Below are 26,283 nucleotides of genomic sequence, written 5' to 3' on the forward strand. Positions count from 1 at the left end.
TCAGACCAACCTCAGGTGTCGATGCGAGTCGACGCCGACTGTGTCGGCAACGATTTCCATCGCCCTCTTCCACGACACGGCCATCTCGTCGAGTTGCTCACGCGGGTCCACCGCGCGACCCCTGGAGGCACGCGCCATCTGAAACTGCACGCTCTTGGCACCGGATGCCACTTTGCGGAAATCTGGCGCAGCTTCGCCTGTCCCGGAGAAACCTGCAGTGTCCAAGAACTCGCTGGCGTCGGCAGCCAGCTCCGCGCTGGCCCCGCACTGACGAAGTAGCCCGAAGGACCAGAGGTGAAAGGCATCCATACCCGCCCCCTGCACCCATTCGAGGTCTTCGATCACCTTGCGTCCCAGCTCTCGCACGGGATTACCCACCGCTCGAACCGCTACATTCCGCCGAGCCACTTCGGCGATGTTTCCGGCGTTGGTCGCGTGAACCGGATTCAACCTGATCTGTTCGACATAGGGCACGAACGAAGGAAGTGAGGAACGATCGAGATCGAAGACGCCGGAGAAATCGTCGCCTCGCAGCAAGTAGTACCCGCTGTTGTGAAAGTACTCGAGCTCGCCGGCAACGCGATCGATCCGATTGGGCACGATCGTGGTCTTGGTGTGCCCCTCGTGATAGCTCGTTCCAAGAGTGTCGGGAAGCCAGTATCCGTCCACTTCAACCGTCGACAGCATCCCAACCGCGAGGTTGTCCTCGACATGGATCAGCGGTGCCCGCCAGACGTTCATCTCGGCGACTTCGATTCCGTACAGCGCGTAGATGTCCTCGGCCTTGAGCTTGAGGAACGTCCACTGAGTCCCGTCGAACCGCGATGAGAAGGCACATGCCAATGCCGGGACGGGGTCCAACCCCAGCGAATGCAACACTTCGATCCACAGATCCGTGTAGCAGTTGGTCTGCGCCCACACGCGGTCGTCCTGGTGCAACGAATGGGGCCGGTAGCGATCAGGTGAAATGTCGATGAGCCGTGACATCAGATGCCCATTCGTTCACGAACGGAGGTTGGCCATGCAGCCACGTCAAGACCATGAGTCCGCAACAAGGACAACGCGATTCGCTCCATCCCGAAGCCGACGCACGAGCTGTGTGCCACCTCCCCCTCCGCCGTTCGGATGTCGAAGTTGACACCGAAATGGTCGAGATGGTTGTTCGAGGACACGATCGCCGTGCCCTCGTCGAGATCTCCGTAGAGCCGAACTGTCAGTTCCGTCTTGAGATTCTCTTCACGCTGGTTGGCTGCAAGCATCTTTCCGGCGCGCCCGAAGAAAGGATCATTGGCGATCACCGGGGTAGCGTCGAGTTCGAGCCGGCCGAGCACCTCGAGCCCCCGCTCGATCCAGTGCTCGCGATGCGCTCGCGCTGCCGCGGCGTCACCGATCGTCACGAACTCGTGCATCCGAAACGCTTGCATGCGAGCCGGATCGATGGCCGGTTCGTGCCGGAAGCAAAAACCGTAGATGTCCAGCAGCACGCCGCCTTCGGGCAGAACTCCGGTGTACCGCGCATAGGCAGGATGGCACGCTGCGGACACGAGCATGGTCTCGGTCGGCTCGAGGTGGCGGTCCCACGATTGTCCCTCGGCGCGATCGGCCAGCAGTCGCGCGTGATCGCGATTGGAACCGGCGAAGGTGTTGATGGCGCCGGTGAGGTTGGGAAACGAAGCGATGTAGTCGGTGCGCTCGAAACTGCTCCGCGGGAACACCGGCGGGAACCGCAGCCGAGTCGCGGCGTCGCCTGGCCCCGCTGCAATCACCACTCGGTCGATACCGTCGACGATGTCCTCGAACACTCCGGAACGCCCGTAGAGTCCCGGCACCTCCGTCTCGACGAGAAGTCCTTCGACGAGCAGTTCACGTTGAAATGCAGCCCGGGCCCGATCCAGATCGGTCTCGCCTGTCACAGTCTCGGTCGTCACAGTCTCGTTCGTCATAGCGTTCCCCGGTATCCGATAGCCATGTGCGCTGAACCTGCCATGATTCGATCGTTGTTCACCATCACCGCTGCGCCGTGCGCGTCACGAAGGTGCCGACCGAGCGAGAATTCGGTGTCCTCGCGATATCCCGAGATTCCACAGATCAACATTGTCTGCCCCACGATTTCCACCACCGCTGTCGACGCTGTGACTTTCAGGTTGTTCATTGCGAGCGAAAATCCCACCGCTCCCGTCGCCTCGAAATCGGCAACGCCTTCCTCCGCGTGGACTGCGCGGTCGTACCTGCGTGCAGAGGCGCCGACGAGATCGGCGAATTGTTGTGCCGAAGCGGCAACTTCGGCGAGCCGCAGCGCTCCGGGGGAAGTGACCCCGGGCTGCTTGCGGGCGGCGGCACGCACGTACTTGCGCGCCTTCTCGACTGCAGCGTCGGCAATTCCCAACCACACCGAACTCCAGACGACGTGCGAGACCGGAAGCATCGTGTGGGTGGAGATATCGGAATACGGTACGTCGGCGACCATCTCCGGCGTCGAAGTGGCCCGAAGGATGTAACCGAGACTGCAAGTTCCCCTCAGCCCCAGCGTGTTCCACTCGGTGGTGCGTTCGAGCGTCAGGTCTGGGGTACGACACACCACGAGAACCTGATCGTTCGGCTGACTCTCCGGTGTTCGCCGAGCCGTCACGACTATCGCGTCGGAGTGTTCACCGTACGAAATGACAGGCGCGTTCTTGATCAACAGCAGGTGACCGCCCAAGTCTTCCACCGCGCAGTAACTCCGGCTGACGTCACCACCGATTCCCAGCTCAGTGGTTGCCGATGCCAACAGCAATTGCTTGTCGACCGTTTCTGCGACAAACTCGCGTAGTGCTTCGGTGTTGCCGTGCTTGACCAACGAGTATATCTGCGTCTGATGCATCGCGAAAATCATTCCGCTTGCTGCACAGCGTGTTCCGATCACACGGGCGATCTGCGACACTTCCTGCAGCGAGAGCCCTTCGCCGCCTAGTTCCCTCGGCACAGCTACGGACAGCAGCCGTTCGCTTCGCATGGCGTCGACAGCTTCACGCGGAAACCTTGCTTCTGCATCGACTTCGTCGGCCCACACCGCTGCAACTTCGTCGGCCAACCGTGCGGCCCGCTCGAGGGCCGTTCCGGTGGAGCACTGCGATTGCGGAGCGTTCATGCAGCACCCAACTCCGTCAACGCACCCTCGATCGCCTTGACGCTTGCGAAAGTACTCTTCCGCAACAACTCGTCAGGGAACTCGATGTCGAACGAATCCTCCAGCGCCAACATGACATTCACGCTCGCGTGCGACGTCAAACCCAACTCGTAAAGATCGGCCTCTCCGTCGATCGTGCTCACGTCGACTGCCAGCCGACCGTGCTCGACGAGCACTTTCCGAATTGCCTGATCAATCATCAGCGATGTCGTCCTTCTTTTCGATGCGAGCGCCCGAGCGTGTTGCGATCACCATTGCGATGGCCACGTCCGCTTCGTGCGAGATAGATACTTGAAAATCGTGCAGATCCTGGGCCCGCGCGAGTTCCGCGGCATTACCGGACAGTGTCACCCCACAGCCACCCCACTCGGCCCGAGTGATTTCGATGGAACTCCACGGAACGGGAACGTCACCAGGCCGCAGTACCTTCACCACAGCCTCTTTGGCGGCGAAGCGTGCAGCCAATCGTTGATCCCGCGCCGGCCCGGCGCACGTCTGCAATTCGTGCGGGGTGAAGGTCCGATCGAGATACCTCCGCCCGAAGAGTTCGATACTTCGAGTGACATCCACGACGTTCACTACGTCACAGCCGATCCGCGGGCCGATGTCGAGCATCGGCGTCGGCGCAGTGTCACCCATCTGTTGACTCCCCATCTGGGGTCGTACACGCCGGGCAGCCCCCTATGCTGCCCGGTGCGCCGACGCCGTCACCCTGCCCTGACAAACCTTCATTCTCAGCAATTCTTCAGCTACCGATAGAACATACCGCAATCCGAAGATTGACGGCAAGATCGGACTTTCAGATTCCCATCAACACTATAAACATACTCTTAGTTTGTTTCGAATGCAGAACAAAGAGAACAATGTCCCTACCAGGACATTTGCAGTAAATTGACCAAAGGAGCAGTGCGGAGAGCCAGTGATTTCAGTGATCACTGGCAAGGCGACGGGCCGCGAATTGCCTGAAGTACTCCACTTTCGATTCCGGGACCACGATCGGAAGTATCAGGTTCCACGATGCCTTCATAGAGTCCGAAAGCTCACGAACGGTCCCGGTCGCGGCTGCCATCAGCCGAACTCCCGACGCAACTTCCAACAGGAAACGAGCAATGTCAGCAGAATCCGCGTCCGAACGCAGATCACCTTCGTCGGCCGCACGGCTGGCAAGTTCACGGTAAATGTCGAGCCACACGTCCAGAGTCGCCGGCCCGGAGCCCCGATAGTCCCCGATCTCGACCAACAAGCGGAACGTAGCTCTAACCATGGCGTCATGCGCACCGATGTCGACGATGACCGACGAAATACCGATCAGTGACTCGAGCGCGGGAGTTCGACGGTCCAACCAGAGCTCACATTTTGCGTCGAAACGTGCCGAACCCTCGTCGATCACGGCCCGCGCGAGTTCTTCCTTGGACCCGAAATGGAAGTACAGGGCGCCTTTGGTCACCTGCGACTCGGCGATGATCTCGCTCAAGCTGGCATTGGCATAGCCCAGGCGCAAGAACACACCCGCTGCTCCGCGCAGCACCGAATCACGGGTGGCTTCTGCCCGCTCTTGCCTCACCATCGATCCGGCCTCCAATCACCACACATCGAACGAATTCTTGGTCTTACCCGTTCACAGCGTCAAAATGGATGGCACGGTTCGGCATTCAACCCACCCTGCAAACAAATGAGACATTTGCCCATCAAACGATCGTGATACAGCGAACACAGCTTAGACCGCGATCCATCTCTGCGCGGCAGGCGCGCCTGGTTAACCCTCCAATTGTGGATCGGCTTCCAGATTCGTCAGCCCATTCCAACACAAATTCACGAGGTGAGCGGCGACAACTTCCTTCGACGGAGTCCGTTCGTCGAGCCACCAAGTAGCCGTAGTGGACACCATGCCGACAAGCGCCTGTGCGTACATCGTTGCTAGTCCGGGGTCGAAACCGCGTCTGGAGAAGTCCCCCGCCAACAGGTAGCCCACCTGACTGATCGCGTCGTTGAGGAGGCTCGAATATGTCCCACTGGGCGCGACAACGGACGAATCGCGCACGAGTATCCGAAATCCGTCGGTGTGCTCTTCCACGTAGGTGAGCAAAGCCAACGCAACCCGCTCGACTCGAACTCTCGAGCGATTTTGTGAGAGCGAAGACGTGATCATCTCGAGGAGTCGCGACATCTCCCGGTCCACTACGACGGCGTACAGCCCCTCCTTGCCGCCGAAGTGCTCGTACACGACAGGCTTGGACACGTTCGCGCGCTGGGCGATCTCCTCGATCGAGGTCGCTTCGTATCCCCGTTCGGCGAACAATGCCCGCCCGATCTCGATCAGCTGTTGCCGACGTTGGGTACCGGTCATCCGGATCCGTGTCACTCGTTCGGGAACTGGATCCCCGCCACCCGAACCGGACACCGTCGCCATTGTCTTCCTCTCGCCGACACACAAATCACTGCTGTGGACGCTCAGCCTATCGGGACTTCAGGGGCCCGATCGGAGGAGCGGTTCGACCTACGGCGGGTCGGCATGCGATTATTCTCTCGCGCGTTCGGCCGCAAGGCTCGGCAATGCGTGGCAATCCGCCGTGGTGTAATGGCAGCACCTCTGATTTTGGTTCAGATAGTTCAGGTTCGAGTCCTGGCGGCGGAGCTGGTGAACAACATGCTTTCCCGAGCGGAATGTATGTCTTGATCGACAGTTTGATCGACAGAGGGAGCTCAAACCAGTGCAGACCGCCGTGATCGTTCTCGCAGCGGGTGCCGGTACACGAATGAAGTCGAAGACTCCCAAGGTCCTCCACACTCTCGCCGGACGCAGCATGCTGGCACATTCGCTTCACGCGGCAACCTCACTGAATCCCACGCACCTGGTGACCGTCGTCGGTCACGATCGTGAGCGTGTCACCGAAGCCGTGAACGCAGTCGCCGGGGAACTGGACCGTTCCGTCACCGTCGCTGTTCAGGACGAGCAGAAGGGCACCGGGCACGCTGTCAGTTGTGGGCTCGAGGGGTTGCCGGCCGACTTCTCCGGGACCGTACTCGTCACAGCCGCCGACGTGCCTCTGCTCGACGGAAAGACCATCGCAGACCTCCTCGCCCAGCACACGGCTGCTCCCGCGGCCGCGGTGACGGTGTTGACGTCGACGGCCGTCGACCCCACCGGCTACGGGCGAATCCTTCGTACGACGGACGGCGAGGTGAACGCCATAGTCGAGGAGAAGGAAGCCACCGATTCGCAGCGCTCGATCACCGAGGTCAATTCAGGGGTCTACGCCTTCGACTTCGAAACTCTGCGCGACGCGCTGGCGTCCCTCGACTCCAACAACGCACAACACGAGTTCTATCTCACCGATGTGATCATGATCGCCCGTCGCGCGGGCAAGCGTGTTCGTGCTCAGCACATCGCGGATTCGGTTCTCGTCGCGGGCGCCAACGATCGCGTGCAGCTCTCGACGCTCGCCCGCGAGATGAACCGTCGGATCCTCGAGAAGTGGATGCGTGCCGGCGTCACCGTCGTCGATCCTGCGAGCACATGGATAGATTGCGACGTGCACGTCGCACAGGACGTGACGCTCCTGCCCGGAGTTCAGTTGACCGGCACAACCTCGGTGGGCGAAGACGCCGTGATCGGCCCGGATACCACCTTGGACAACGTGACCGTCGGTGAGCGCGCAGTAGTCGTCCGCTCGCACGGGACCGACTCCGTTGTCGGCGCGGACGCGGCTGTGGGCCCCTTCGCCTATCTCCGGCCTGGTACCCGCCTCGGGGCACACGGCAAGATCGGCGCCTACGTGGAAACCAAGAACGCGGATATCGGCGAGCATTCGAAGATTCCGCATCTTACCTACGTCGGCGACGCCACCATCGGCCATCACAGCAATATCGGAGCTTCGAGCGTCTTCGTCAATTACGACGGGGTGAACAAGAGCCGTACTGTGGTGGGGTCGCATGTCCGAACAGGCTCCGACACCATGTTCGTCGCCCCTCTCGTCGTGGGAGACGGCGCATACACGGGTGCGGGCACGGTCTTGAAGAACGACGTACCGCCTGGGGCGCTCGCCGTCTCGGGTGGGGTGCAGCGCAACATCGAGGGCTGGGTCCAGAAGAATCGTCCCGGCACACCCGCGGCCGATGCCGCTGCAGCAGCTGCAGCAGCTGCACAACCTGACGGCCCTGCAACAACCTGACAGCCCTACAACAACCTGACAGCCCTGCACAACAGACAGCACAGATCACCACCAGATCGACCGGCAAGTACAAAAGGATGGCATGAACCAGTGACTGCGAATTGGATCGACAACCAGAAGAACCTGATGTTGTTCTCGGGTCGCGCACATCCCGAGTTGGCGGAGCAGGTGGCGAAGGAACTCGATATCCGCGTCACCCCGCAGACCGCGCGCGACTTCGCGAACGGTGAGATCTTCGTTCGATTCGAAGAGTCGGTTCGCGGCTCCGATGCGTTCGTCCTGCAGAGTCATCCGGCACCGCTGAACACGTGGGTGATGGAGCAGCTCATCATGATCGACGCTCTCAAGCGTGGATCGGCAAAGCGCATCACCGCCGTTCTTCCGTTCTACCCGTACGCCCGCCAGGACAAGAAGCATCGCGGACGCGAGCCGATCTCCGCTCGCCTGATTGCCGACCTGCTCAAGACCGCCGGCGCCGATCGCATCATCACGGTCGACCTGCATACCGATCAGATCCAGGGCTTTTTCGACGGCCCCGTCGATCACATGCACGCACACAGCCAGTTGGCCAACCACATTCGCGCGGGCTACAACCTCGAGAACATCACGGTGGTGTCCCCCGACTCGGGCCGCGTTCGTGTCGCCGAGAAGTGGGCCGACTCGCTCGGCGGAGCACCGCTGGCATTCATTCACAAGACGCGCGACCCGTTGGTACCCAACCAGGTCAAGTCCAACCGCGTCGTCGGTGAGGTCGAAGGTCGCACCTGCATCCTGATCGACGACATGATCGACACCGGCGGAACCATCGCCGGCGCGGTCAAGGTGCTCAAGGAGGCCGGTGCAGGTGACGTCGTCATCGCTGCAACCCACGGCGTCCTCTCCGACCCTGCGGCCGAGCGTCTGTCGACGTGTGGCGCGAAGGAAGTTGTTGTCACCAACACACTTCCGATCGACGAGTCGAAGAAGTTCCCGACGCTGACGGTGCTGTCCATCGCACCGCTGCTCGCTCGCACCATCAAGGAAGTTTTCGAGAACGGTTCTGTGACTTCGCTGTTCAACGGCAGCGCCTAGTCTCGCGCCGCACTACGGGCGCGTACCTGTGACTTCACGGTCACCGGTACGCGCCCGTCGTCGTCTTCGTGAAGGTCTCAGAAACAGACCACCCGGTCATCATGAAACCACCTGTGGGACACACGAATACCGCCGAATGCGACGATTGACATGATCTTGATCACGCTACCGTCGAGAAACCCAGGTCGATGTTGGGGCGGTGTTCACCGCGCCGCAATCTTCGCCTAGTGTGGCTCGTCGTGATCGACGCGCAAACCCTGGAATCCCGGCCCGAATCTCATTCCCTGAATTCATCAGTTCCGACGATCCGGCGGTGGCGCCCAGGATCTTGTGTCTGGTGCGGAGACGACAACTCCGTGGACATGTTCCGCAACGAACCCCGCTGCGGAAAATGCCGTGAAAACGAAGGCATCATCGACGACGCCAAGCGCTTCCTCGGCATGTACGGTCTGCGCCCGCTCGGCGGCACGCTGCAGTCCGACGACGACGAAGAGCGCGAGTACCGCGTCAACGCACGCGAGGCACGCCGAGTCCTGAACGAGATCCGCATGGACGTCCTTCCCGATGCGGCCGCTGTTCGCAAGGCAATTCGGCCCCGCGCCGCAACGGTTGTCGCCGACACGTCACCCGCACGCGCTTCCCGCCCCGCCAGCACGGGCACAGCGACGCGTGTTGCCGCTCCGGTCAAGACCGACACCGTGGACATCGACACGCTCCAGACGCGCGTCCTAGGGCTTCTCGATCAGCTCGGTTCGATCGACGAGCAGATCAAGGTCGCCGAACTCGCACAAGGGTTGCCGGCTCGCGCACGACTGAGCGATCTGAACAAGCAGAAGGCCACGGTTCTTCGCACGCTGGCCGCTCTCGAGAAGGCCCGCATCGCCGCCTCCAACTAATTCTCCTCGCGTCCGTCCCACGGCCCCGTCTCACTTGCGAGACGGGGCCGTTCTGTATGAGCAGGTACCTTTACGAATCGTGAATGACATCACCATCACTTTCGTCGTGCTTGCACTGGTCGTGGCGCTGTTCGTGATCGGCCGAATCCCGGTCGGCATCATCGCGATCGGCACTGCCCTGGCGCTGTACGCCACCGGTGTGATCACGATGGAGCAGGCGCTCGCCGGATTCGGCGATCCGACGGTGGTGTTCATCGCCGCGCTTTTTGTCGTCAGCGAAGCCCTCGACGCCACCGGTGTCACCACGTGGGCGGGCGAAAAACTGCTGGCGAAAGTCGGCGAATCCCGAGTCCGTCTCGTGAGTGCGATCATGTTGCTGGTTGCCGCGTTGACCGCATTGATCAGCGTCAACGGGGCCGTGGCCGCGTTGGTACCGATGGTGGTCGTCTTGGCGGTACGTCTCGGTAAATCGACGTCACAACTGCTTCTGCCGTTGGCATTTGCCGCCCATGCCGGATCGATGCTCACCTTGACCGGAACACCGGTCAACATCATCGTTTCCGAAGCCGCCGAGGAATCCGGGGCCGGTGCTTTCGGGTTCTTCAGTTTCACCTTGGTCGGTGCGCCGCTCGTATTGGGAACGATTGCGATCGCCGTACTTCTCGGTCCTCACGTCCTCCCCCATCGTGCGGGGACGTCGATGTCGCCTGACCTGAGCCGGCATGCCAAGACCCTCGCGAAGCAGTATCAGCTCATGGGAAAGGATTCGCCGTCCGCAGAGCCCTTGATCACCAAGCACGACGGCGTGGTCGAAGTGATCATCCCGCCGCGCTCGGAAATGATCGGCGACAGGGCTTTTCCGGGCATGGTGACCGACAGTGGAGATCTGGTGATACTCGCAGTCCAGCGCGCCGGTGAGGACTGCGGCCCCAAGGGCGTCAAGTTGGCGGCCGGTGACACGCTTCTCCTGCAAGGAAGCTGGGACGATCTCGACACCCACACCTCCGTCGATCCGAACGTCCTCGTGGTCGACGCACCTGCCCAGATCCGTAAGCAGGCAGCCCCGTTGGGAACCCGCGCGGTCATCGCTCTCGTCGTCGTTGCGGCGATGGTAGTGATGCTGACGTTCGGATTGGTGCCGTCCGCGATAGCCGGACTCCTCGCGGCATGTGCGATGGTGCTGCTACGAGTCATCAGCGTCGAGCAGGCGCATCGGTCCATCTCGTGGACCACGTTGATTCTCGTCGGCGGAATGATCCCGCTGTCGACCGCAATCCAGCAGACCGGCGCGGCCGAAAAGCTCGCGCATGCGTTTGTCGACGTCGTCGGTGGGGCAAGCCCGTATGTCGTCGTCGCTGGACTCTTCGTCGTGACGGCGACTCTGGGCCAGCTGATCAGCAACACTGCAACCGCGTTGATCATCACGCCGATCGCGATCTCGGTCGCCATCGAACTCGACATCTCGGTGCTGCCCCTTCTGATGACGGTCACCGTCGCTGCCGCGGCCTCCTTCCTGACGCCTGTAGCCACTCCCGCGAACATGATGGTGATGGGCCCTGGTGGTTACAAGTTCGGCGACTACTGGAAGCTCGGACTCCCGATGTTGTTGTGGTTCCTGATAGTTGCAACGGTGTTGATCCCAGTGATCTGGAGTTTCTGATGTGCTCACCGAAGGTCTTGTCGGAGGTCTACGAATCGATCGGACGCGAGGGCAGGAAGATCAGCCGTCGATCGATGTTCGCGGCGCTGGGCACCGGTGCCCTCGGCGCGACCGTCATGGCCGGCGCTGTACAGCCCACTGCGTCGGCAACGCCATCGGGTCGGACCATCGTCGATCTGACCCACGTACTGACGCCGGAGTTCCCGGTGTGGCCGGGCGCGCGCTCGTTCGAGATGAGGAACCTGGCGAAGATCGCCGACGCCGCCGGATCTCTGGGCTCGCTCGGCTCCGCCGGGTCAGGTGGAAACTTCTACCTCAACGAACTCCGCCTCGAAGAACACACTGGTACTCACATCGACGCTCCCGCACACGCCAGTGCGGACGGAATCACCGTCGAGAAGATTCCCGTCGCCGACCTCGTCGTGCCGATTGCGGTCGTCGACATCAGTGCCCGAGCCTCCGTCGACCCCGACACACTGCTCACCCGCCAGGACATCCTCGATTGGGAGTCCCTCCACGGGACCATCGCTCCCCGCAGCCTGGTTGCGATGAACTCGGGTTGGGATACCCGGGCCGGTGCCGGTGGCGCCTTCACGAATCGAGATGCACTCGGCGTGCAACACACACCGGGATTCAACCCCGAGGCGATCGACTTTCTCGTCCGCGAGCGCAACATCGTCGCCGTGGGCTCGGACACCCTCAGCATCGACGCGGGCCGAAGCACCACCCACGGGGCTCACCGAAGCGCTTTGGGCTCAGGAAAGTACGCAGTCGAAGCCCTCGCAAATCTGTCCGCACTTCCGGCCGTCGGCGCCACGGTGATGGTGGGAGCGCCGACGCATGCGGGTGGTTCCGGTGGTCCGTGCCGGGTCATCGCCTGGTACTGAAGATCAGGGCGTGGGCGTCACCCGCAGCACCTTGTCGCCGGCGCCGTTGTCGGTGGTCACCAGGAGCGAGCCGTCGGGCGTCGGGGTCACCGACCGCAAGCGACCGAACTGGTTCTCCAACCCGAAGGTCTGCGCGTCGACCGAGCGTCCATCGGCACTCAGGCGGAGGAAGATCAGTTCCTTGCTCTTGAGGCCACCCATTACGAGCGCACCGTCCCAGGCACCCCATGCAGCTCCACCGGTGAAGGCAGCGCTGGCGGTAGCCAACGTCGAGCTACCCGAACGCCACACCGCCGCAATTGCTCCCGGCACTCGCACGGGATCGGTCATCGGCACGGATTCGTCGTACGTTCCGGGAAGCCGATCCGGGCGGTAGCCGTAATTTCCGCCGGGGGTAAGCAGGTTGACTTCGTCGTCGACGCTTGTGCCCTGTTCAACCGAGTACACCCGGCCGGTTCCGGGTTGCACGGCCAAGCCTTGGACGTTGCGGTGCCCGAGCGTGTAGACCGGGCTGGAAGCATTCGGATTCCCCGCCGCCGGAGTTCCGTCGGCGTTGATGTGCAAGACCTTGCCGCCCAGCGAATTCGGATCCTGGGGGACGCTCGGCGTCGCGGTGTCACCCGTCCCGACGAACAGCGTTCCGTCCTGCGCCGCAAGAATTCGGCAACCCCCGTGACGCCCGGACGAGACCGGGATTCCTGGCAATACAGTTCCGGTTCGCGTGAGTGCGGTCCATCCGGCGTCGACGGTCCACGCGATCACTCGAACGTCCGTGACTCCCCCAGCACTGAATCCTTGGCAGGTGTACAGGGTGCGCGACTGAGCGAAGTCGCGAGCAAGCGCGATGCCCATGAGCCCGGTTTCGGACTGCGCGTAGAGATCCGAAAGGTCAGCAGCGACTGGACCTGTCGTGTTGTCGCCTCGGCGAACGAAGAATCCGCCGGATCGTTGTCCGGTCAGGATTGCACCGTCCGGGGCCGCCACTACGTCCCAGGGGTGGTCGAGTCCGTCGACCAGTGTGGTGACCGACAACTGCGGGAGGGTGTCCTCGATGGGTATGTCCGGGTCGTCGCTCCCCAACGATCCGGTGCTTCCGTTGCCGAAACTGCCGGGGTCGAAGGGGAATGGTTGAGCCACGCTCTGCGTTACCGGCATCACCAGTACTGCAGTCAGGGCCACGGTCAATGCGGCGAGCTTCGGATGACGCACGCGTTCTCCTCGGGTCGGAAACCGTTCTGCGCCTCACTATAAACAGACAAACACCATTTTTCGGGCCCTCTCGCTATACCCGCAGGCCACAGGAGAAACGAAACCCCTTCAGAAGTCGGCAAACTCCGGCAAAGCGTTCGCCAGTGGGGATGCGTTACGTCTTGATGCAGGTCGTGCCTTCCGCCAGCCGGGCACACTCCAGTCCAGGAGGTATTCGAGATCCGCTTCCACTCCCCTGTCCCGAAGTCCGAAACGTCGTTCCAGCGCATCGTCGTCCGTCAAATGCAGTCTCGCCGCGTCGGGCAACCTCAGTTCGGGGTCACAGAATGGGCCTACGGGCGCGGTAACCGTTCGTCGTCCTGACGGATCTTTCCACTCCAGAAGACCACCTCCGATTTGCTTCACTGTCCACCTGCCAAACGTCTTCAGTCGGTGATGTTTTCGACACAGACAGGCCAAGTTCCGTTCTGCAGTGGGCCCTCCCTGAGCGGGGTTGCCGTGATCGAACGGCACCGTGTGATCGATATCGCAACTATCAGAACGCACAACACAATTCGGAAAGCGGCACGTACCGTCTCGCGTCCTAACAATCGTCGCCAACGCCGCGGACGGCTGGTACGTGGATTCACCGCGCCGCGAACCACTGTTCCTTCTCGAGCGATTATCCCTTGCCGCAGCGGGCAATATCTCCGGTGAGCGCATCGACCGACCCACGCCGAGCACCGGTCCGACTGCCCCCGCAGTCGAACAATGTTGCACCTCGGACGGTGCAAGGGTGAGGACTCTCTGCCACGTGGCGTCCGCGGCGATCGCGCGCGCAAGGTCGGCATCGATGTGGCCGTACCCCTGCAAATAGCCTGGCAGGTCGTCGAATCCGAGCAGGGTGGAAGCGTTGACACCCACAAGAATTGTCGCAATCGGGAGCGCGGAGGTCTTCGTATCATCCCTACGGGTGCAATCGCCGTCGCACTGACAATCCAACGACGTCTTTCCTTCCGCCAATGCGATCAGTGCATCGGCACGCCGTTGCCCGAAAGTTCTCGGATCGGAACCACAGACCTGCATCGACATCGCACGGAGCCTGGTGGCCAAAGTCTGAGCGCCGACCGCTGGAAGCATTCCGTCCAGAGTCGACATACCGTCGTGCGACGCGCACGTCCGAACGTCCCGATCCGCCTCCGCACGAACTCGCCTGGCACGCACCCCATCAGGGTCGTGCCGAGCAATGAGACCTCGTGCGCGCGCCTTCAACTTGTTACCGGTTACACGGCAGGCACCGTCCACGAGGAGTCGCTCGATGTCATCGAGCGCGTGCTCGGAGACGTTGGCGAGAGCTTCGGACAGTGCCATCGCTTTGGCCAGATCGATGTCACCGCAAGCAAAAGCGGCCGCCACCCGCGGAAGTCGCCAGCGCAGGTCACATCCCAGTGCAATCATTTTCTGCGCGGCGTACTCCGTAATGCTCAGTATCGACGCGATCTCCACGTGCGCGAATTGACCCCGAAAAGCCTCATTGACTCCAACCGCGGCATCCTCCTCACAACGGTCCAAGTACAGCGCAGTGACCGCGTCGATCTCGAGGAAGTGGGCGCGCGCGATTTCCGCATGCTGCCGAAACAGCGCGTCCGCGGAAGTCTTCGATTCGAACATATGAGCGATTCTACGGGCGCCCACCGACAAGTTTTTGCGAAATCCCGGGGTATTCACCGATACCTTTTGCGCTCCGATGTCACTACGTTCAATCGCATGACTCAGCATCCGACACGAGATCAACCGTACTTCGGCATAGCGATATTCGAGTTGGGGAAGAATGACGGGGTCGGGTGCTTCTACCGAGAGGACTGTTATCTCACCTGGGCTGGCGACCCCGCTGAGGCGCAGTCAAAATTCGAGCGCAAGGCCGGCGAGCGGGAGTATCCGCTCGGCGCGAGCGATGACCAGTCCTATGTAAAACTCGCGCATCTCGTGGATCTTGCGCCGGTGTCGGACGCTGTCCATACTGGCACCGCAGATCTCTACTCTCGACACTTCTCAAATATTGCCGCCTACAGAACTTTTGAGACACTTCTAGGAGGAGACAGCATCCTCTGACAAGCGCCCACTTCACGCCCGCTGCGCGCACAACAGCGCGAAGCGCTGATCCTGATCTGTCCACACCTTCCGTACCCCGAAGCCCGCGGACGCGAGTTCCGCGGCAATCCCCTCCTCGGTGAACTTCGCCGAGATCTCGGTGCGCAGCTGCTCGCCCGCTGCGAAGGTGATCTCCAGATCCAGGTCGTCGATATGCACCGAGACTTCACGAAGTGCTTCCAGGCGCATCTCGATCCACTCGTTCTCGGCATCCCAGAGCGCGACGTGACGGAAGTCCTCCAAGGGAAAGTTCGCTCCCAGTTGCTTGTTCAGGACCGAGAGAACATTGAGATTGAACTGAGCAGTCACACCGGCAGCGTCGTCGTAGGCGGGCACGAGGACTGCGGGATCGATCACCAATCCCACGCCCAGGATCAGGTTCTCACCGGGATCGAGCACCGCTGCAATGCCCGAGAGGAACTCGGCGCGTTCTGCCGGAACGAGATTGCCGAGAGTTCCACCGAGAAAAGCGACTGCGCGCCGTCCACCCCCGGGTAGATGATGCAGCGAACCGGTGAAGTCACTGACCACCCCGACCACGTCGATTACGGGAAACTCGGCACCGACTTGCTGCGCCGCACCTTCGAGGGCCGTCACCGAAACATCCTGCGGTACATACGTTCGCAGAGTTCCGCGAGCCGTCATCGCGTCGAGGAGCAACCGCGTCTTCTCAGAGGAACCTGAACCCAGTTCGATCAGGATCTCGGGTTCGGTCAACGCCGCGATCTCGTCGGCGTACCGAGCGAGCAGGCCGCGTTCGGTACGGGTGGGGTAATACTCGGGTAAGGCCGTGATCTCCTCGAAGAGTTCACTTCCACGCGCGTCGTAGAACCATTTGGGCGAGAGCCACTTCGGCGTAGCGGTCAAGCCCTCCCTGGCCTCGGCTCGCAATGCGTCGACCGATTCGGCCGGTGTCAGATAAACCTCGAGCGTAGGGGTTTTCATTGTTCTCCCATCGGTATCGGGGTGATGATCAAATGGCCGGGACGCGCGCAGACGATGTGCCGGTCCGGCACCTGCTCCCAGTCCGGTGAACGATCGGACGGTTCGGAAACGATCAGTGCCCGCGACTCGTCGACCCGTGTGTACAACGTGTGGCCCCACGCCGTGGCCCACAGTTCCTGCCCGTCGCCGAACAGGAGGTTCAATCGTGAATCCGGTGCCGCCGCAGCCACATCGTGAACGAGGCTCGTCACGGCGGCTTCCGCGGGCTTCGACTTCAACCGATGCCGAAGCACTGTCCACAACAAGGCAGCATCCGTCGGCGCGGGCATCTTCAGCAATTCGACGGCCGGAACTTCTGCTGCCAAGTCGGAGAGTGAGCCAGGCCAACCGGATACCGCTCCGTTGTGGCTGAAAGCGTAGGTTCCGTCGACGAACGGTGCGCAGGCACCGATCTCGACGGCCATCCCCTCCGTCGCGGAACGTACGGCGGCGAGAACGGATCCGGAAACGATGTGGGACAACGTCTCGTCGACTGTCGGGTCCGACCAGATCGGCGAGATACTGCGGTACCGTCCCTGCCTTCCACCGTTCCACCACACCGCGCCGAATCCGTCGGCATTGACGGTCCCGCCGCCACGCATCTCGCGAGGTGCCCACGACTGTCGCATCAGTGAGTTCTCGCCGTCGTGGAGGAGTTCACGAACCGAACGCGGCGGCCCGAGATACCCGAGGTGCCGACACATGTCAGGATCTACCCGAAATCGTTCTGGCGCAGCGAAAACCCGAGAAGATCTGGCGCCTGATCGGGTGGTCCCAGTTGCGGAACGTCCCCCGGCAGGCAACGCTGTCGGTCCCGAACGATCCCCCTCGCAACACTTTGTAGTCGCCGCCGAAGAACACCTCCGAGTACTCCCGGTAGGGGAAGGCCCGGAAACCCGGATACGGATGGAAACCCGAAGACGTCCACTCCCACACGTCACCGATCAACTGCTCGACACCTGCTGCCGATGCACCCGCCGGGTACGAGCCGACGCCGGCGGGACCGAGATGGCGCTGACCGAGATTGGCAAGTTTCTCGTCTGCGGACACGTCCCCCCACGGGAATCGTCGCGATCTTCCGGATTCCGGATCCCACCGCGCGGCCTTTTCCCATTCCGCCTCGGTGGGAAGCCGTTTGCCTGCCCAGCACGCGTAGGCCTCGGCTTCGTAGAAGCTCACATGCACGACGGGCTTGTCCGGTGGGACCGGAGCCTCGATGCCGAAAGTCTCGTGCCACCAACCCGAACTGTCGCGTTCCCAGAACAGTGGTGCACGGAGCTTCGCGTCGACGCGATGCCGCCAACCGTCACGGGACCACAGTTCCGGTCGGGAATAGCCGCCGTCCTCGATGAATTCGACGAACTGCCCATTGGTGACCGGGAATCTGTCGATCGCGAAGTCGGTGAGATAGACCTGATGCGCAGTGCGCTCGTTGTCGAGTGCCCACGGTTCGTCGTCGGTCCCCATGACGAAGGGGCCGGCGGGGATCGTGACCTCGTCGAGTTCCGGCATGCGGGCCGCTTGCGGAGCGGGTGTGGCAACGAGTGCCGTGGGTCCCGAACGCAATTGGTGTGTTGCGAGCATGGTTTCGGCGTGTTGCTGCTCGTGCTGCGCGATCATCCCGAAGGCAAAACCGTCCATGTCGAGTTCTGTGCGTCCGAAGGTGCTGGCTTCGAGCACATCCCAGACCTTCCCGCGAACCGTACGTACGTATTCGCGCGCCTCGGCCGGGTTGAGCAGGGGAAGTGTGGGTCTCGACGATCTCGAATGCTTGAACGCGTCGTACAGCTCGTCTATGTCGCTACGCACCGGATCGCGGCCACCGACATCTCGCACCAGCCAGAGTTCCTCTTGATTGCCGATATGCGCCAGGTCCCACACGAGTGGACTCATCAACGGAGAATGCTGAGCGACCAATTCGGTATCGTCGACGCAGTCGGTGAGCAGCGTCGACCGTTCACGCGCTCGCAGAAGTACGGCCTCGACCGCTTCCTTGGTGATCTCCCCCGTCATGTGTCGCTCTCACCGGGCACAATTGCGCGACAACACCGTTCGGCTGCGGCATCGAGAAGACGGACAAACTGCGGCTCCGGCGCGTACGACGCGGCAAGCGACATCAGAGAGGTTGCCGCCGAACGCAGTTCGACGTCGTCCAAACCGTACTCTGCCGCATCCCGCCATCTCCCGGCCGTCGACGCTGCGGCATCACTCGCCTCACGCATCACGGCAGGCCCGGACAGCAACGCGTCGATCGCTGCTACCGGTACTCGCCACAGATCTCCCGGCTGCGCATCGATGTAGCGAACCTCCAGATGGCCGACAGCGCGAACCGGCGGGAACAGCGTGGACAGGTGATAGTCCAAGTCCGCCCAGACGGGTCGGCGTCCGATCTCGGCATCCAAAGCGCCGTCTATCCAGTCCCCGAAAGTGGCACCCCGCGGAGCCGTCCAATCGTCGCCCTCGTTTCGCACACACATCAGCGGAACATCGAGCGCCCAGCCGGCGTAGTCCTGCACTTCCGGGACTGCGACCGTTCGCCAGGAATCGAGTTCGAGCCACGTCCGCATGCGTTGGGACGCCCAATCCCCTCTCGGAACCCCTTGCAAGCGTGGAGAACACGCAAACGCAGCGATGAGCGCCGGCCCCATGTCCCCGAGGAGCCGCCAACGCTGGGCAATGGACTCCGGGCTGCCGCCGGCATCGACACTGACCTGCACTGCTGCTGTATTGCACATCATCAAGGTGCCATACGGTCCTATCCCGGCGAAGCGGGATTCCATTGCGCAATAACGTGGCAACCGGAGAATCCGGGAAGGTGGGCGGGCGACGTCGGCCGCGGCAGAACTGATTTCGATGGAGTACGACGCGAGGAGTGTTTCGAGAGTACGACGGTCTTCGTCGAGACAGTCACACAGTTCTCGGGCGGACGTCCGCGGCGCTGACGAGAGTTCGATCTGTCCGCCAGGTTCTACGGTGACGAGGCTGCCACGAGGAAGCGGAACCGCTGGTGAATCCGGGTCGATACTGGTGGGTGCGTGTCGCCCGAGTGCCTTTGCCAGAGTCGCCGCTGACGGCCGCTCCCCACCGGGAACCTGGCTGGTCAGCCACTCGAGCTCAGCTCCGACCAAACGGGGTGGCCCCTGTTTGAAGCACACACCACCGACGTAGGCCTCGGCCGCAGGACGTGAATCCACCTGCGTGGTCTGTGCTGCTGTCAACGCTGCTGTCACCATTCGACTTCCCCTTCGGGCGGTCTTCGCGGTCGCTACCGACGATAGAACGCCAACGTCCGAGATGCACCCTTTGTGGTGTTACGTGTCGTTGAATTTCTTCAGTCGTATCCACCGGTACCCACAACCGGCCAGAACCACACCTGCGCCGGAAACAACCGCGATCCACGGAAGTGTGACCACTAGAACGACACAACCAGCCGCGCCAACCGCTTGCAGCCACTTCGGATACATCCGGTCCACACCGCGTTGGCTGTACGCACTCACGTTCGCGACGAAGTAGTAGAGCAGCACTCCGAACGACGAAAAGCCGATCACCCCACGAAGATCGGTTGTCGAGACCAAGGCGATCACAACGGCACCGACCACAAGTTCCGCATGGTGAGGGACCCCGAACCGTGGATGGACTGCAGCGAGGGCCACTGGCAGATCGCGCTCGCGGGCCATCGCCATCGCCGTACGACTCACGCCGGCGACCAGAGCCAGCAGCGCCCCCGCCGACGCCGCCGCGGCACCGATCACCACTACCGGAACGGCCCAACTCCAACCGACTGCGCCCACCGCATCTGCCAGTGGTCGCGCCGAATTCGCCAGCCGATCAGGTCCCAGCGTCACCAACAGCACCACCGCCACCAGCGCATAGAGGATGACGGCGACGGTGAGTGCGATCAGGATCGCCCGCGGAATCGTTCGACGCGGATCACGCACTTCCTCCCCCAGCGTCGCGATCCTGGCGTACCCGGCGAAGGCAAAGAACAGCAGTCCCGCCGATTGCAGAATTCCGTACCACGACCCGAATGCGAGATCCGGGAACTCGCGCACCGCACCAGGACCGACGACGGCAACCACCAGCGCTACACACAGCGCCGTCGTCGACACGGCGACGATCACCCTGGCCATGTGCGCCGTCCGCGTGACTCCGCGGTAGTTGACTGCAACCAGCGCTGCCACCACCAATACCGCGACGGGGACACGCCAGGCCGTAGGCGCAACATACGTCGCGAAAGTCAGAGCCATTGCCGCGCAGCTCGCGGTCTTCCCGATCACGAACGACCAGCCGGCGGCAAACCCCCACCAGGGTCCGAGCTGCTCACGTCCGTAGACGTAGGTCCCACCTGAAGTGGGGTATCTGGCCGCAAGCTGCGCCGACGACGTCGCGTTGCAGTAGGCGATGAACGCTGCAATCGCCAGGCCCACAAGCAACCCGGTACCGGCTACTGCGGCAGCGGGCGCGAACACCACGAAGACTCCGGCGCCGATCATCGCGCCGAGGCCGATCACCACGGCATCGGCCGTGCCCAGTCTTCGCTCCATCGGGACAGCTTCGTTCACAGGTAGTTTGAACCACACCGACATGAACGGAAGGTGCCATGTTCGATCTCGACACGATCCGCCGCGACACCCCCGGATGCCTTGACAAGGTGTTCCTCGACAGCGCGGGATCCTCGCTCCCGCCCGAGCCGGTGCCGGCCACGATGATCGAGCACCTGCGACGTGAAGCCGACGTCGGCGGATACGTCGCAGCTGCTCGTCAGAGCGGCGCCCTCGCTGCTGTTCCCCATTCGCTGGCCCGGGTCATCGGTGCTCAGGCAACCGATATCGCTTTGACGGACAGCGCGACCCGCGCGTGGAACGACTTCCTCGCTGCCGTTCCGCTCGGACCCGGTGATCGAATTCTCATCAGCGGAGTCGAATACGCGAGCAACGCCATCGCTGCACTGGGGCGGGCGCGTTCGACCGGTGCCCACGTCGAGATCATCCCGAGCGATCAGTACGGACGCATCGACCTCGACGCACTCGAGAACATGCTCGACGATCGTGTTCGCGTCGTCTCCGTCGTCCACGTCCCCACCAACGGCGGCCTGATCAACCCCGTCCGCGAGGTCGTCGAACTCGCGAGGGCCCACGGCTCGCTCGTTCTGCTCGACGCATGCCAGTCCGTCGGCCAATTGCCCATCGACGTCACCGAACTCGGCGTCGACGCCCTCAGCGCAACCGGCCGCAAGTGGCTCCGCGGGCCACGCGGAACCGGATTCCTGTACGTTCGCCCCGGACTCGTCGATGCACTCGAACCCGCTGCGATGGACCTGCACGGAGCGGAATGGACCGGCGAGAACAGCTTCGTACCCGCACCGGACGCAACACGATTCGAGCTCTGGGAAACGAGTGTCGCTGCGCGCCTGGGTCTCGGCGTCGCCGCCGACTATCTGCTCTCGATCGGCACCGACACGGCGTGGGAGCAGATCGAATCCCGAGCAGTCACGCTGAGGGAAGGTCTGGCAGCGATTTCCGGAGTCGAAGTCCGCGATCGAGGAACCCATCTGAGCGGCATCGTTTCCTTCACCGTCGACGGTATCCCCGAGCACTTGGTGCGGGATCAGCTTGCAGCACAGAACATCACCGTCACCGTCAGTGGTCGCGGGTCCACCCTCCTCGACATGGATGCCCGCGGGCTCGATGCCGTGGTTCGCGCATCGCCGCACTACTTCGTCGACGAAGCCGACCTGGACACATTTCTGGGCGCGGTCAGGGGATTACAAACCTCCCGTTGACCGGGACCATGCCTGATCTGCGGAAGTCGAAACTGCAACTGTGGGGTGATCAGCAGTTTCGCCTTCCGAGAGGACTATTCGCATGGCCGACCCCACCGTCAGACCGATCTCCGCTGCCGACATCACCACCTGGGACTACGAGGCCGACGTCGTCGTCGCGGGATACGGCATCGCCGGCGTCACCGCTGCGATCGAAGCAGCTCGTGCCGGCGCCGAGGTGCTCGTCCTGGAGCGGACGGGCGGTTGGGGCGGAGCCGCGTCACTGGCTGGTGGATTCATCTACCTGGGCGGTGGAACGCCGTTGCAGAAGGCGTGCGGGTTCGAGGACTCGGTCGAGAACATGAAGACGTTCATGAAGGCAGCGCTCGGCCCCGGAACCGGCGATACGAAGATCGACGCGTACTGCGAGGGCAGCGTCGATCACTACAACTGGCTCGTCGACGCCGGGGTCCCGTTCAAGGAATCGTTCTGGGGTCAGCCCGGCTGGGAACCGCCGTACGACGACGGCCTGATGTACTCGGGAGGCGAGAACGCCGCGCCGTTCAACACCCTCGTCGATCCCGCGCCCCGCGGACACGTTCCGCAGATGTCCGAGAAGAACACCGGCGAGAAGGGCGGCGGCTACATGCTGATGAAGCCACTCGTCGAGACGGCCGAAAAGCTCGGTGTCCGAGCAGAATACGATCTGCGCGTCCAAACTCTGGTGGTAGACGGCGATCGGGTTGTCGGCGTCGTCGCCAAGCGTTACGGCAAAGACGTCGCGATTCGCGCACGCAAGGGCGTCGTGCTGGCGATGGGCAGCTTCGCGTACAACAACGAGATGGTGCGCTCGAACGCACCGCGTATCTTCGGCCACCCGGCGGCCTCCATCGAGGCGCACGACGGCCGCGCAATCCAGATCGGTCAGGCACTCGGCGCCGACACCGCACACATGGACGCCACCGAGGTCGCGTTCTTCTGCGACCCGCAGTTGATGGTGCGCGGCATTCTTGTCAACGGCCGCGGTCAGCGATACATCCCCGAGGACACCTACCCCGGCCGCATCGGCCAGGCAACGCTGTTCCAGCAGGACAACCAGGCATTCCTCGTGATCGACGAAGCTGCGTACGAGGAAGGCATGAATGCCGAATCGTCCAGTGCACAGTTGCGGGCGCAGCCGAGCTGGGTGGCGGAGACCGTCGAGGAACTCGAAGGCGAGATGGGATTGCCCGCCGGATCGCTGCAATCCACCGTCGACCTCTACAACCGGCACGCGGCTGAAGGTTCGGATCCGGTGCTCGGCAAGAAGTCCGAGTGGGTGAAGCCGATCGTCGGCCCGTTCGCGGCAATCGATCTCCGTGGCCGCACAGGCGGATTCACGCTGGGAGGATTGAAGACCACCGTCGATTCCGAGGTTCTGCACGTCTCGGGTGCGCCGATCCCCGGACTGTTCGCAGCGGGTCGCTGCACGTCCGGTGTCTGTGCGGGCGGTTACGCCAGCGGGACAAGTCTCGGCGACGGCAGCTTCTTCGGACGTCGTGCCGGAATCAGCGCGGCGCGCTAGATCACCACAACTCGCACGCCCTCGGCAAAGCGGTACGGCTGAGTCTGCAGGACTGCGCCGAGGTGTTTCCTCAGTCTGGACACCTCGGCGCGCACTGCCACGACATGCTCGCGATCACCGAAGAGCACTTCGCTCAGGCCTGCGGCATCCACACCTGCCGAACCGACGGCTGCCAGTGCCCGCAAGATCTGAGCGTGACGCGGCGAAAGCGCGCGCGTCCAGTTGGCGTCACCACGCACCGTCACCTGCGGCGATGCTCCGAGGGCCAGCTCCAGCTCGATCAACGGCCCGCCGACGCCGGTGCGCAACAGCCAGCCGTCTCCCAGCGGCTCAGGCAGACACATCCCCAGACCTGGCACGATGACGGGCTTTCCCGCACTGGGTGCTGCCACACGGTCGGGCGCGGCAATCCCGCTGGCGCCGGCTACCCAGCCGAACTCGTCGACCACCAATGCCGGACCTGTGCCTGCCGCGAACAACGGCGCCGCGCGCGAGCGCAGGCGCTCGAGCGAAGCTGCGTGCTCGCGCCACAGCGTCGCCTCCGCGAGGCGAACCGCGGTGCGCACCAGCGCGACGGTGGTGGGATGAACCGAAGCTGCGGATCCACTGATGTCCACCACGCCCAGGATCTCGCCCGTCCGTGGGTCGTGCACGGGCGAGCCGGTACACGACCAATTGTGATGCGTGGGCGCATAGTGCTCGGCCGAGAAGAGTTGCACCGCAGAGTCTTCGATCAGCGCGGTACCTATCGCGTTGGTCCCCACCGACTGCTCCGACCAGCGTGCGCCTTCCGCGAACCCGAGAGCGTCCGCCGCACGTTTGACGGTCTTCGCCCCTTCGCGCCAGAGCAGGACACCGTCGGCGTCGGCAACGACCACGATGAAGCCCGCGTCCTCGGCGACCTCGGTGAGCGTGGTTCGCAGTTCGGGCAGAACGCTTCGCAGCGCGGTACGCGAACGCCTCGCCTCCAACTCGGAGAAATCGGCAACAGTAGACGCACCGCAGTGATCCGGCGTGAGCCCGCCGGCGGCCACCCTCGACCACGACCGCGCCACGACGGTCCGCGGCTGCGCCGGTGGTTCCTGGCCGGAGAGAACTGCGTCGTGCACCCGACTGAGTAGGCGAGCATGCTGCGACAGGTCGGTACCCGGCACGACGGCACCGAGCCGACTGCCTTCGGGAGCGTTCCCCACGGTGGTCACTCCGTCAGGCTACCGCTTTCGATGTGACGCGAACCACGTCCACACGGCCAGGTCCCCACCACCTGCGATTAGCGGCCGGGAGCAAACTCCGGTAACGTATCCAAAGTTGTCTCGGCGAGGGTGAATCGCAGCAGTTCCACACGTTGCAGGTTTACCGTGATCGACGCGGCTACGGCTCAGCTCGAGCGTTTCGCTCCTGGCCGTGTGCGCGCCTGTCCGCCTTGCCGCAGGCAAAACCACACGTCAGTAGACCGAGCACGAACCCCGTGAGTTGTAGGAGCCGTTTCATCATGTCTGAAGAAAACAACCTCGTCGCCGTCGTCCGCACCGAATTCGGCAAGGGCGCAGCTCGCCGCGCACGTCGTGACGGCCAGGTCCCCACGGTTCTGTACGGCCACGGTGAAGATCCCCGCCACCTCAATGTGCCGGCTCGCGACTTCGCCGCCATCCTCCGTGCACACGGCACCAACGCCATCCTCACCCTCGACATCGAGGGCACGGAGCAGGTTGCACTGACCAAGTCGGTCGTCGTGCACCCCATCCGCAACTACATCGAGCACGCCGACCTCCTCGTCATCAAGAAGGGCGAGAAGGTCACGATCGACGTGAACGTCATCGTCGTCGGCGATGCTGCTGCAGGCACGATGGTCGCGCAGGACGCATCCACGATCTCCATCGAGGCCGACGCGCTTCACATCCCCGAGCAGATCGAGGTTTCGGTCGAGGGTCTCGAGATCGGAACCCAGATCCTGGCCAGCCAGCTCGAACTGCCCAAGGGCTCGACCCTGCAGGCTGACGCCGACACCCTGATCGTCAACGTCGTTGCTGCACCCACCGAGGCAGACCTCGAAGAGGGCGCAGAAGCTCCCGCCGCCGACGAGGCTGCAGAAGAGGCCTGATCCTCTCGGTTCCAACAGAACTCACTGCGCGCGGCGCGTCATTCCGATTCGGAGTGACGCGCCGTTCGTGCGTAGCAGGAAAAATCAAGCCAGAAAGTAGCGTCCGTTGAGCACAGATACCGCCCTCGTCATCGGCCTGGGTAATCCCGGCCCCCAGTACGAGAAGACCCGGCACAACGTCGGCTTCATGGTCGCCGGCACCCTTGCCGGGCGCATGGGCGGAAAGTTCAACGTACACAAGAAGAGTGGTGCCGAAATCGTCGAAGGTCGCCTCGCCGGCCGGCGCGTGATTCTCGGAAAACCACGCTCGTACATGAATCTCTCGGGTGGCGCTGTCGCCGGTCTCGCACGGTTCTTCTCGGTCGACGCCGCGAACATCATCGTCGTCCACGACGAACTGGATCTCGATTTCGGGACGATCAGACTCAAACTCGGCGGCGGCGAAGGCGGCCACAACGGCCTGCGGTCCATTTCGAGTTCGTTGACCACCAAGGACTACCTGCGCACGCGCGTCGGGATCGGTCGTCCGCCGGGCCGCATGGACCCGGCGGACTACGTTCTCAAGCCGTTCTCGTCCACGGAGCGAAAAGAACTCGATCTCGTATGCGAAGAGGCTGCGGATGCAGTGGAGCTACTGCTCGAACTCGGGTTGGAAGCCGCACAGAACCGCCTGCACTGA

25 protein-coding genes and 1 tRNA gene are annotated in these 26,283 nt (G+C 62.8%); 11 read left to right on the top strand and 15 right to left on the bottom strand.

The features are described from left to right. The 7 genes from A0W34_RS20740 to A0W34_RS20770 all read right to left on the bottom strand — a co-directional run bounded on the left by A0W34_RS20740 (position 1) and on the right by A0W34_RS20770 (position 5,579). Positions 1-987: a DUF1839 family protein gene (locus A0W34_RS20740; RefSeq protein WP_081558197.1), complete on the bottom strand. Its 987-nt coding sequence runs from the start codon at positions 985-987 to the stop codon at positions 1-3. After that, the gene (locus A0W34_RS20745) at positions 987-1,943 is read right to left on the bottom strand and encodes an amino acid--[acyl-carrier-protein] ligase (protein WP_007728880.1); all 957 of its coding nucleotides are present in this window, start codon (positions 1,941-1,943) and stop codon (positions 987-989) included. The genes A0W34_RS20740 and A0W34_RS20745 overlap by 1 nt, the downstream gene beginning before the upstream one ends. Beyond that, positions 1,940-3,130, bottom strand: a complete 1,191-nt coding sequence (locus tag A0W34_RS20750) for an acyl-CoA dehydrogenase family protein (RefSeq protein ID WP_081558198.1) — start codon at positions 3,128-3,130, stop codon at positions 1,940-1,942. The genes A0W34_RS20745 and A0W34_RS20750 overlap by 4 nt, the downstream gene beginning before the upstream one ends. Continuing rightward, entirely contained in the window at positions 3,127-3,369 is a 243-nt protein-coding gene (locus A0W34_RS20755) for an acyl carrier protein (RefSeq protein ID WP_003946296.1), read from the bottom strand. Before A0W34_RS20755 ends, A0W34_RS20750 begins: the two co-directional genes overlap by 4 nt. After that, positions 3,362-3,808 (bottom strand): holo-ACP synthase, encoded by a 447-nt coding sequence (locus A0W34_RS20760; protein ID WP_003946314.1) that lies wholly within the window; start codon positions 3,806-3,808, stop codon positions 3,362-3,364. The genes A0W34_RS20755 and A0W34_RS20760 overlap by 8 nt, the downstream gene beginning before the upstream one ends. A gap of 286 nt (positions 3,809-4,094) precedes the next feature. Beyond that, positions 4,095-4,736 carry a ScbR family autoregulator-binding transcription factor gene (locus tag A0W34_RS20765; RefSeq protein WP_003946317.1) on the bottom strand — a complete coding sequence of 214 codons (642 nt, stop codon included), beginning with the start codon at positions 4,734-4,736 and terminating at the stop codon, positions 4,095-4,097. Between the two features lie 189 nt (positions 4,737-4,925). Next, positions 4,926-5,579, bottom strand: coding sequence for a TetR/AcrR family transcriptional regulator (locus tag A0W34_RS20770; protein WP_003946303.1), 654 nt, complete (start codon positions 5,577-5,579; stop codon positions 4,926-4,928). Between the two features lie 154 nt (positions 5,580-5,733). Between A0W34_RS20770 and A0W34_RS20775 the strand changes: the two genes are divergently transcribed. The 6 genes from A0W34_RS20775 (at position 5,734) to A0W34_RS20800 (ending at position 11,855) form a co-directional block, all read left to right on the top strand. After that, positions 5,734-5,804 (top strand) — tRNA-Gln (locus tag A0W34_RS20775). A 76-nt stretch (positions 5,805-5,880) separates the two neighbouring features. After that, positions 5,881-7,341: a bifunctional UDP-N-acetylglucosamine diphosphorylase/glucosamine-1-phosphate N-acetyltransferase GlmU gene (gene glmU / locus A0W34_RS20780; protein WP_081558199.1), complete on the top strand. Its 1,461-nt coding sequence runs from the start codon at positions 5,881-5,883 to the stop codon at positions 7,339-7,341. Between the two features lie 90 nt (positions 7,342-7,431). Continuing rightward, positions 7,432-8,412, top strand: a complete 981-nt coding sequence (locus A0W34_RS20785; RefSeq protein ID WP_003946284.1) for a ribose-phosphate diphosphokinase — start codon at positions 7,432-7,434, stop codon at positions 8,410-8,412. Between the two features lie 239 nt (positions 8,413-8,651). Beyond that, entirely contained in the window at positions 8,652-9,308 is a 657-nt protein-coding gene (locus A0W34_RS20790; protein WP_030536285.1) for a hypothetical protein, read from the top strand. A 79-nt stretch (positions 9,309-9,387) separates the two neighbouring features. Next, positions 9,388-10,968, top strand: a complete 1,581-nt coding sequence (locus A0W34_RS20795) for an SLC13 family permease (RefSeq protein WP_081558200.1) — start codon at positions 9,388-9,390, stop codon at positions 10,966-10,968. Then, entirely contained in the window at positions 10,968-11,855 is an 888-nt protein-coding gene (locus A0W34_RS20800; protein ID WP_081558201.1) for a cyclase family protein, read from the top strand. The genes A0W34_RS20795 and A0W34_RS20800 overlap by 1 nt, the downstream gene beginning before the upstream one ends. A 3-nt stretch (positions 11,856-11,858) precedes the next feature. On the opposite strand, the gene A0W34_RS20805 is transcribed toward A0W34_RS20800, so the two are convergent. Together A0W34_RS20805 and A0W34_RS20810 are read right to left on the bottom strand one after the other, a co-directional pair. After that, a complete protein-coding gene (locus A0W34_RS20805) occupies positions 11,859-13,064 on the bottom strand; it encodes a PQQ-dependent sugar dehydrogenase (protein ID WP_047270295.1) in 1,206 nt (401 codons plus the stop codon). 108 nt (positions 13,065-13,172) lie between these two features. Continuing rightward, complete coding sequence (locus tag A0W34_RS20810; protein WP_165639604.1) at positions 13,173-14,714, bottom strand: HNH endonuclease signature motif containing protein; 1,542 nt, start codon at positions 14,712-14,714, stop codon at positions 13,173-13,175. Between the two features lie 96 nt (positions 14,715-14,810). Here A0W34_RS20810 and A0W34_RS20815 point away from each other — a divergent pair, with 96 nt between their 5' ends. Continuing rightward, positions 14,811-15,155 (top strand): hypothetical protein, encoded by a 345-nt coding sequence (locus A0W34_RS20815; RefSeq protein ID WP_081558203.1) that lies wholly within the window; start codon positions 14,811-14,813, stop codon positions 15,153-15,155. A 12-nt stretch (positions 15,156-15,167) separates the two neighbouring features. Here A0W34_RS20815 and egtD read toward each other — a convergent pair whose 3' ends face one another. The 5 genes from egtD to A0W34_RS20840 all read right to left on the bottom strand — a co-directional run bounded on the left by egtD (position 15,168) and on the right by A0W34_RS20840 (position 20,764). Then, entirely contained in the window at positions 15,168-16,139 is a 972-nt protein-coding gene (egtD, locus tag A0W34_RS20820) for an L-histidine N(alpha)-methyltransferase (protein WP_081558204.1), read from the bottom strand. Next, positions 16,136-16,882 carry an ergothioneine biosynthesis protein EgtC gene (egtC, locus tag A0W34_RS20825; protein WP_081558205.1) on the bottom strand — a complete coding sequence of 249 codons (747 nt, stop codon included), beginning with the start codon at positions 16,880-16,882 and terminating at the stop codon, positions 16,136-16,138. The genes egtD and egtC overlap by 4 nt, the downstream gene beginning before the upstream one ends. A 1-nt stretch (position 16,883) precedes the next feature. Continuing rightward, positions 16,884-18,191 (bottom strand): ergothioneine biosynthesis protein EgtB, encoded by a 1,308-nt coding sequence (gene egtB, locus A0W34_RS20830; RefSeq protein ID WP_081558206.1) that lies wholly within the window; start codon positions 18,189-18,191, stop codon positions 16,884-16,886. Beyond that, on the bottom strand, positions 18,188-19,411 hold the full coding sequence (egtA, locus tag A0W34_RS20835; protein ID WP_003946302.1) for an ergothioneine biosynthesis glutamate--cysteine ligase EgtA: 1,224 nt from the start codon (positions 19,409-19,411) through the stop codon (positions 18,188-18,190). Before egtA ends, egtB begins: the two co-directional genes overlap by 4 nt. A 78-nt stretch (positions 19,412-19,489) precedes the next feature. Continuing rightward, positions 19,490-20,764: an APC family permease gene (locus A0W34_RS20840; RefSeq protein ID WP_081558207.1), complete on the bottom strand. Its 1,275-nt coding sequence runs from the start codon at positions 20,762-20,764 to the stop codon at positions 19,490-19,492. A gap of 14 nt (positions 20,765-20,778) precedes the next feature. Between A0W34_RS20840 and A0W34_RS20845 the strand changes: the two genes are divergently transcribed. Continuing rightward, positions 20,779-21,960: an aminotransferase class V-fold PLP-dependent enzyme gene (locus A0W34_RS20845; protein WP_030536293.1), complete on the top strand. Its 1,182-nt coding sequence runs from the start codon at positions 20,779-20,781 to the stop codon at positions 21,958-21,960. Between the two features lie 82 nt (positions 21,961-22,042). Then, positions 22,043-23,503, top strand: a complete 1,461-nt coding sequence (locus A0W34_RS20850) for an FAD-dependent oxidoreductase (RefSeq protein WP_081558208.1) — start codon at positions 22,043-22,045, stop codon at positions 23,501-23,503. On the opposite strand, the gene A0W34_RS20855 is transcribed toward A0W34_RS20850, so the two are convergent. Further along, positions 23,500-24,705 (bottom strand): GAF domain-containing protein, encoded by a 1,206-nt coding sequence (locus A0W34_RS20855; RefSeq protein WP_042448934.1) that lies wholly within the window; start codon positions 24,703-24,705, stop codon positions 23,500-23,502. The genes A0W34_RS20850 and A0W34_RS20855 overlap by 4 nt on opposite strands. A 290-nt stretch (positions 24,706-24,995) precedes the next feature. Between A0W34_RS20855 and A0W34_RS20860 the strand changes: the two genes are divergently transcribed. Both A0W34_RS20860 and pth read left to right on the top strand, forming a co-directional pair. Then, positions 24,996-25,604, top strand: a complete 609-nt coding sequence (locus A0W34_RS20860) for a 50S ribosomal protein L25/general stress protein Ctc (RefSeq protein WP_003946242.1) — start codon at positions 24,996-24,998, stop codon at positions 25,602-25,604. Positions 25,605-25,710: 106 nt separating this feature from the next. Continuing rightward, positions 25,711-26,283: an aminoacyl-tRNA hydrolase gene (gene pth, locus A0W34_RS20865; RefSeq protein ID WP_003946229.1), complete on the top strand. Its 573-nt coding sequence runs from the start codon at positions 25,711-25,713 to the stop codon at positions 26,281-26,283.

Source organism: Rhodococcus sp. BH4, assembly GCF_002079265.1.
GTDB classification, from domain to species: Bacteria; Actinomycetota; Actinomycetes; order Mycobacteriales; family Mycobacteriaceae; genus Rhodococcus_F; species Rhodococcus_F qingshengii.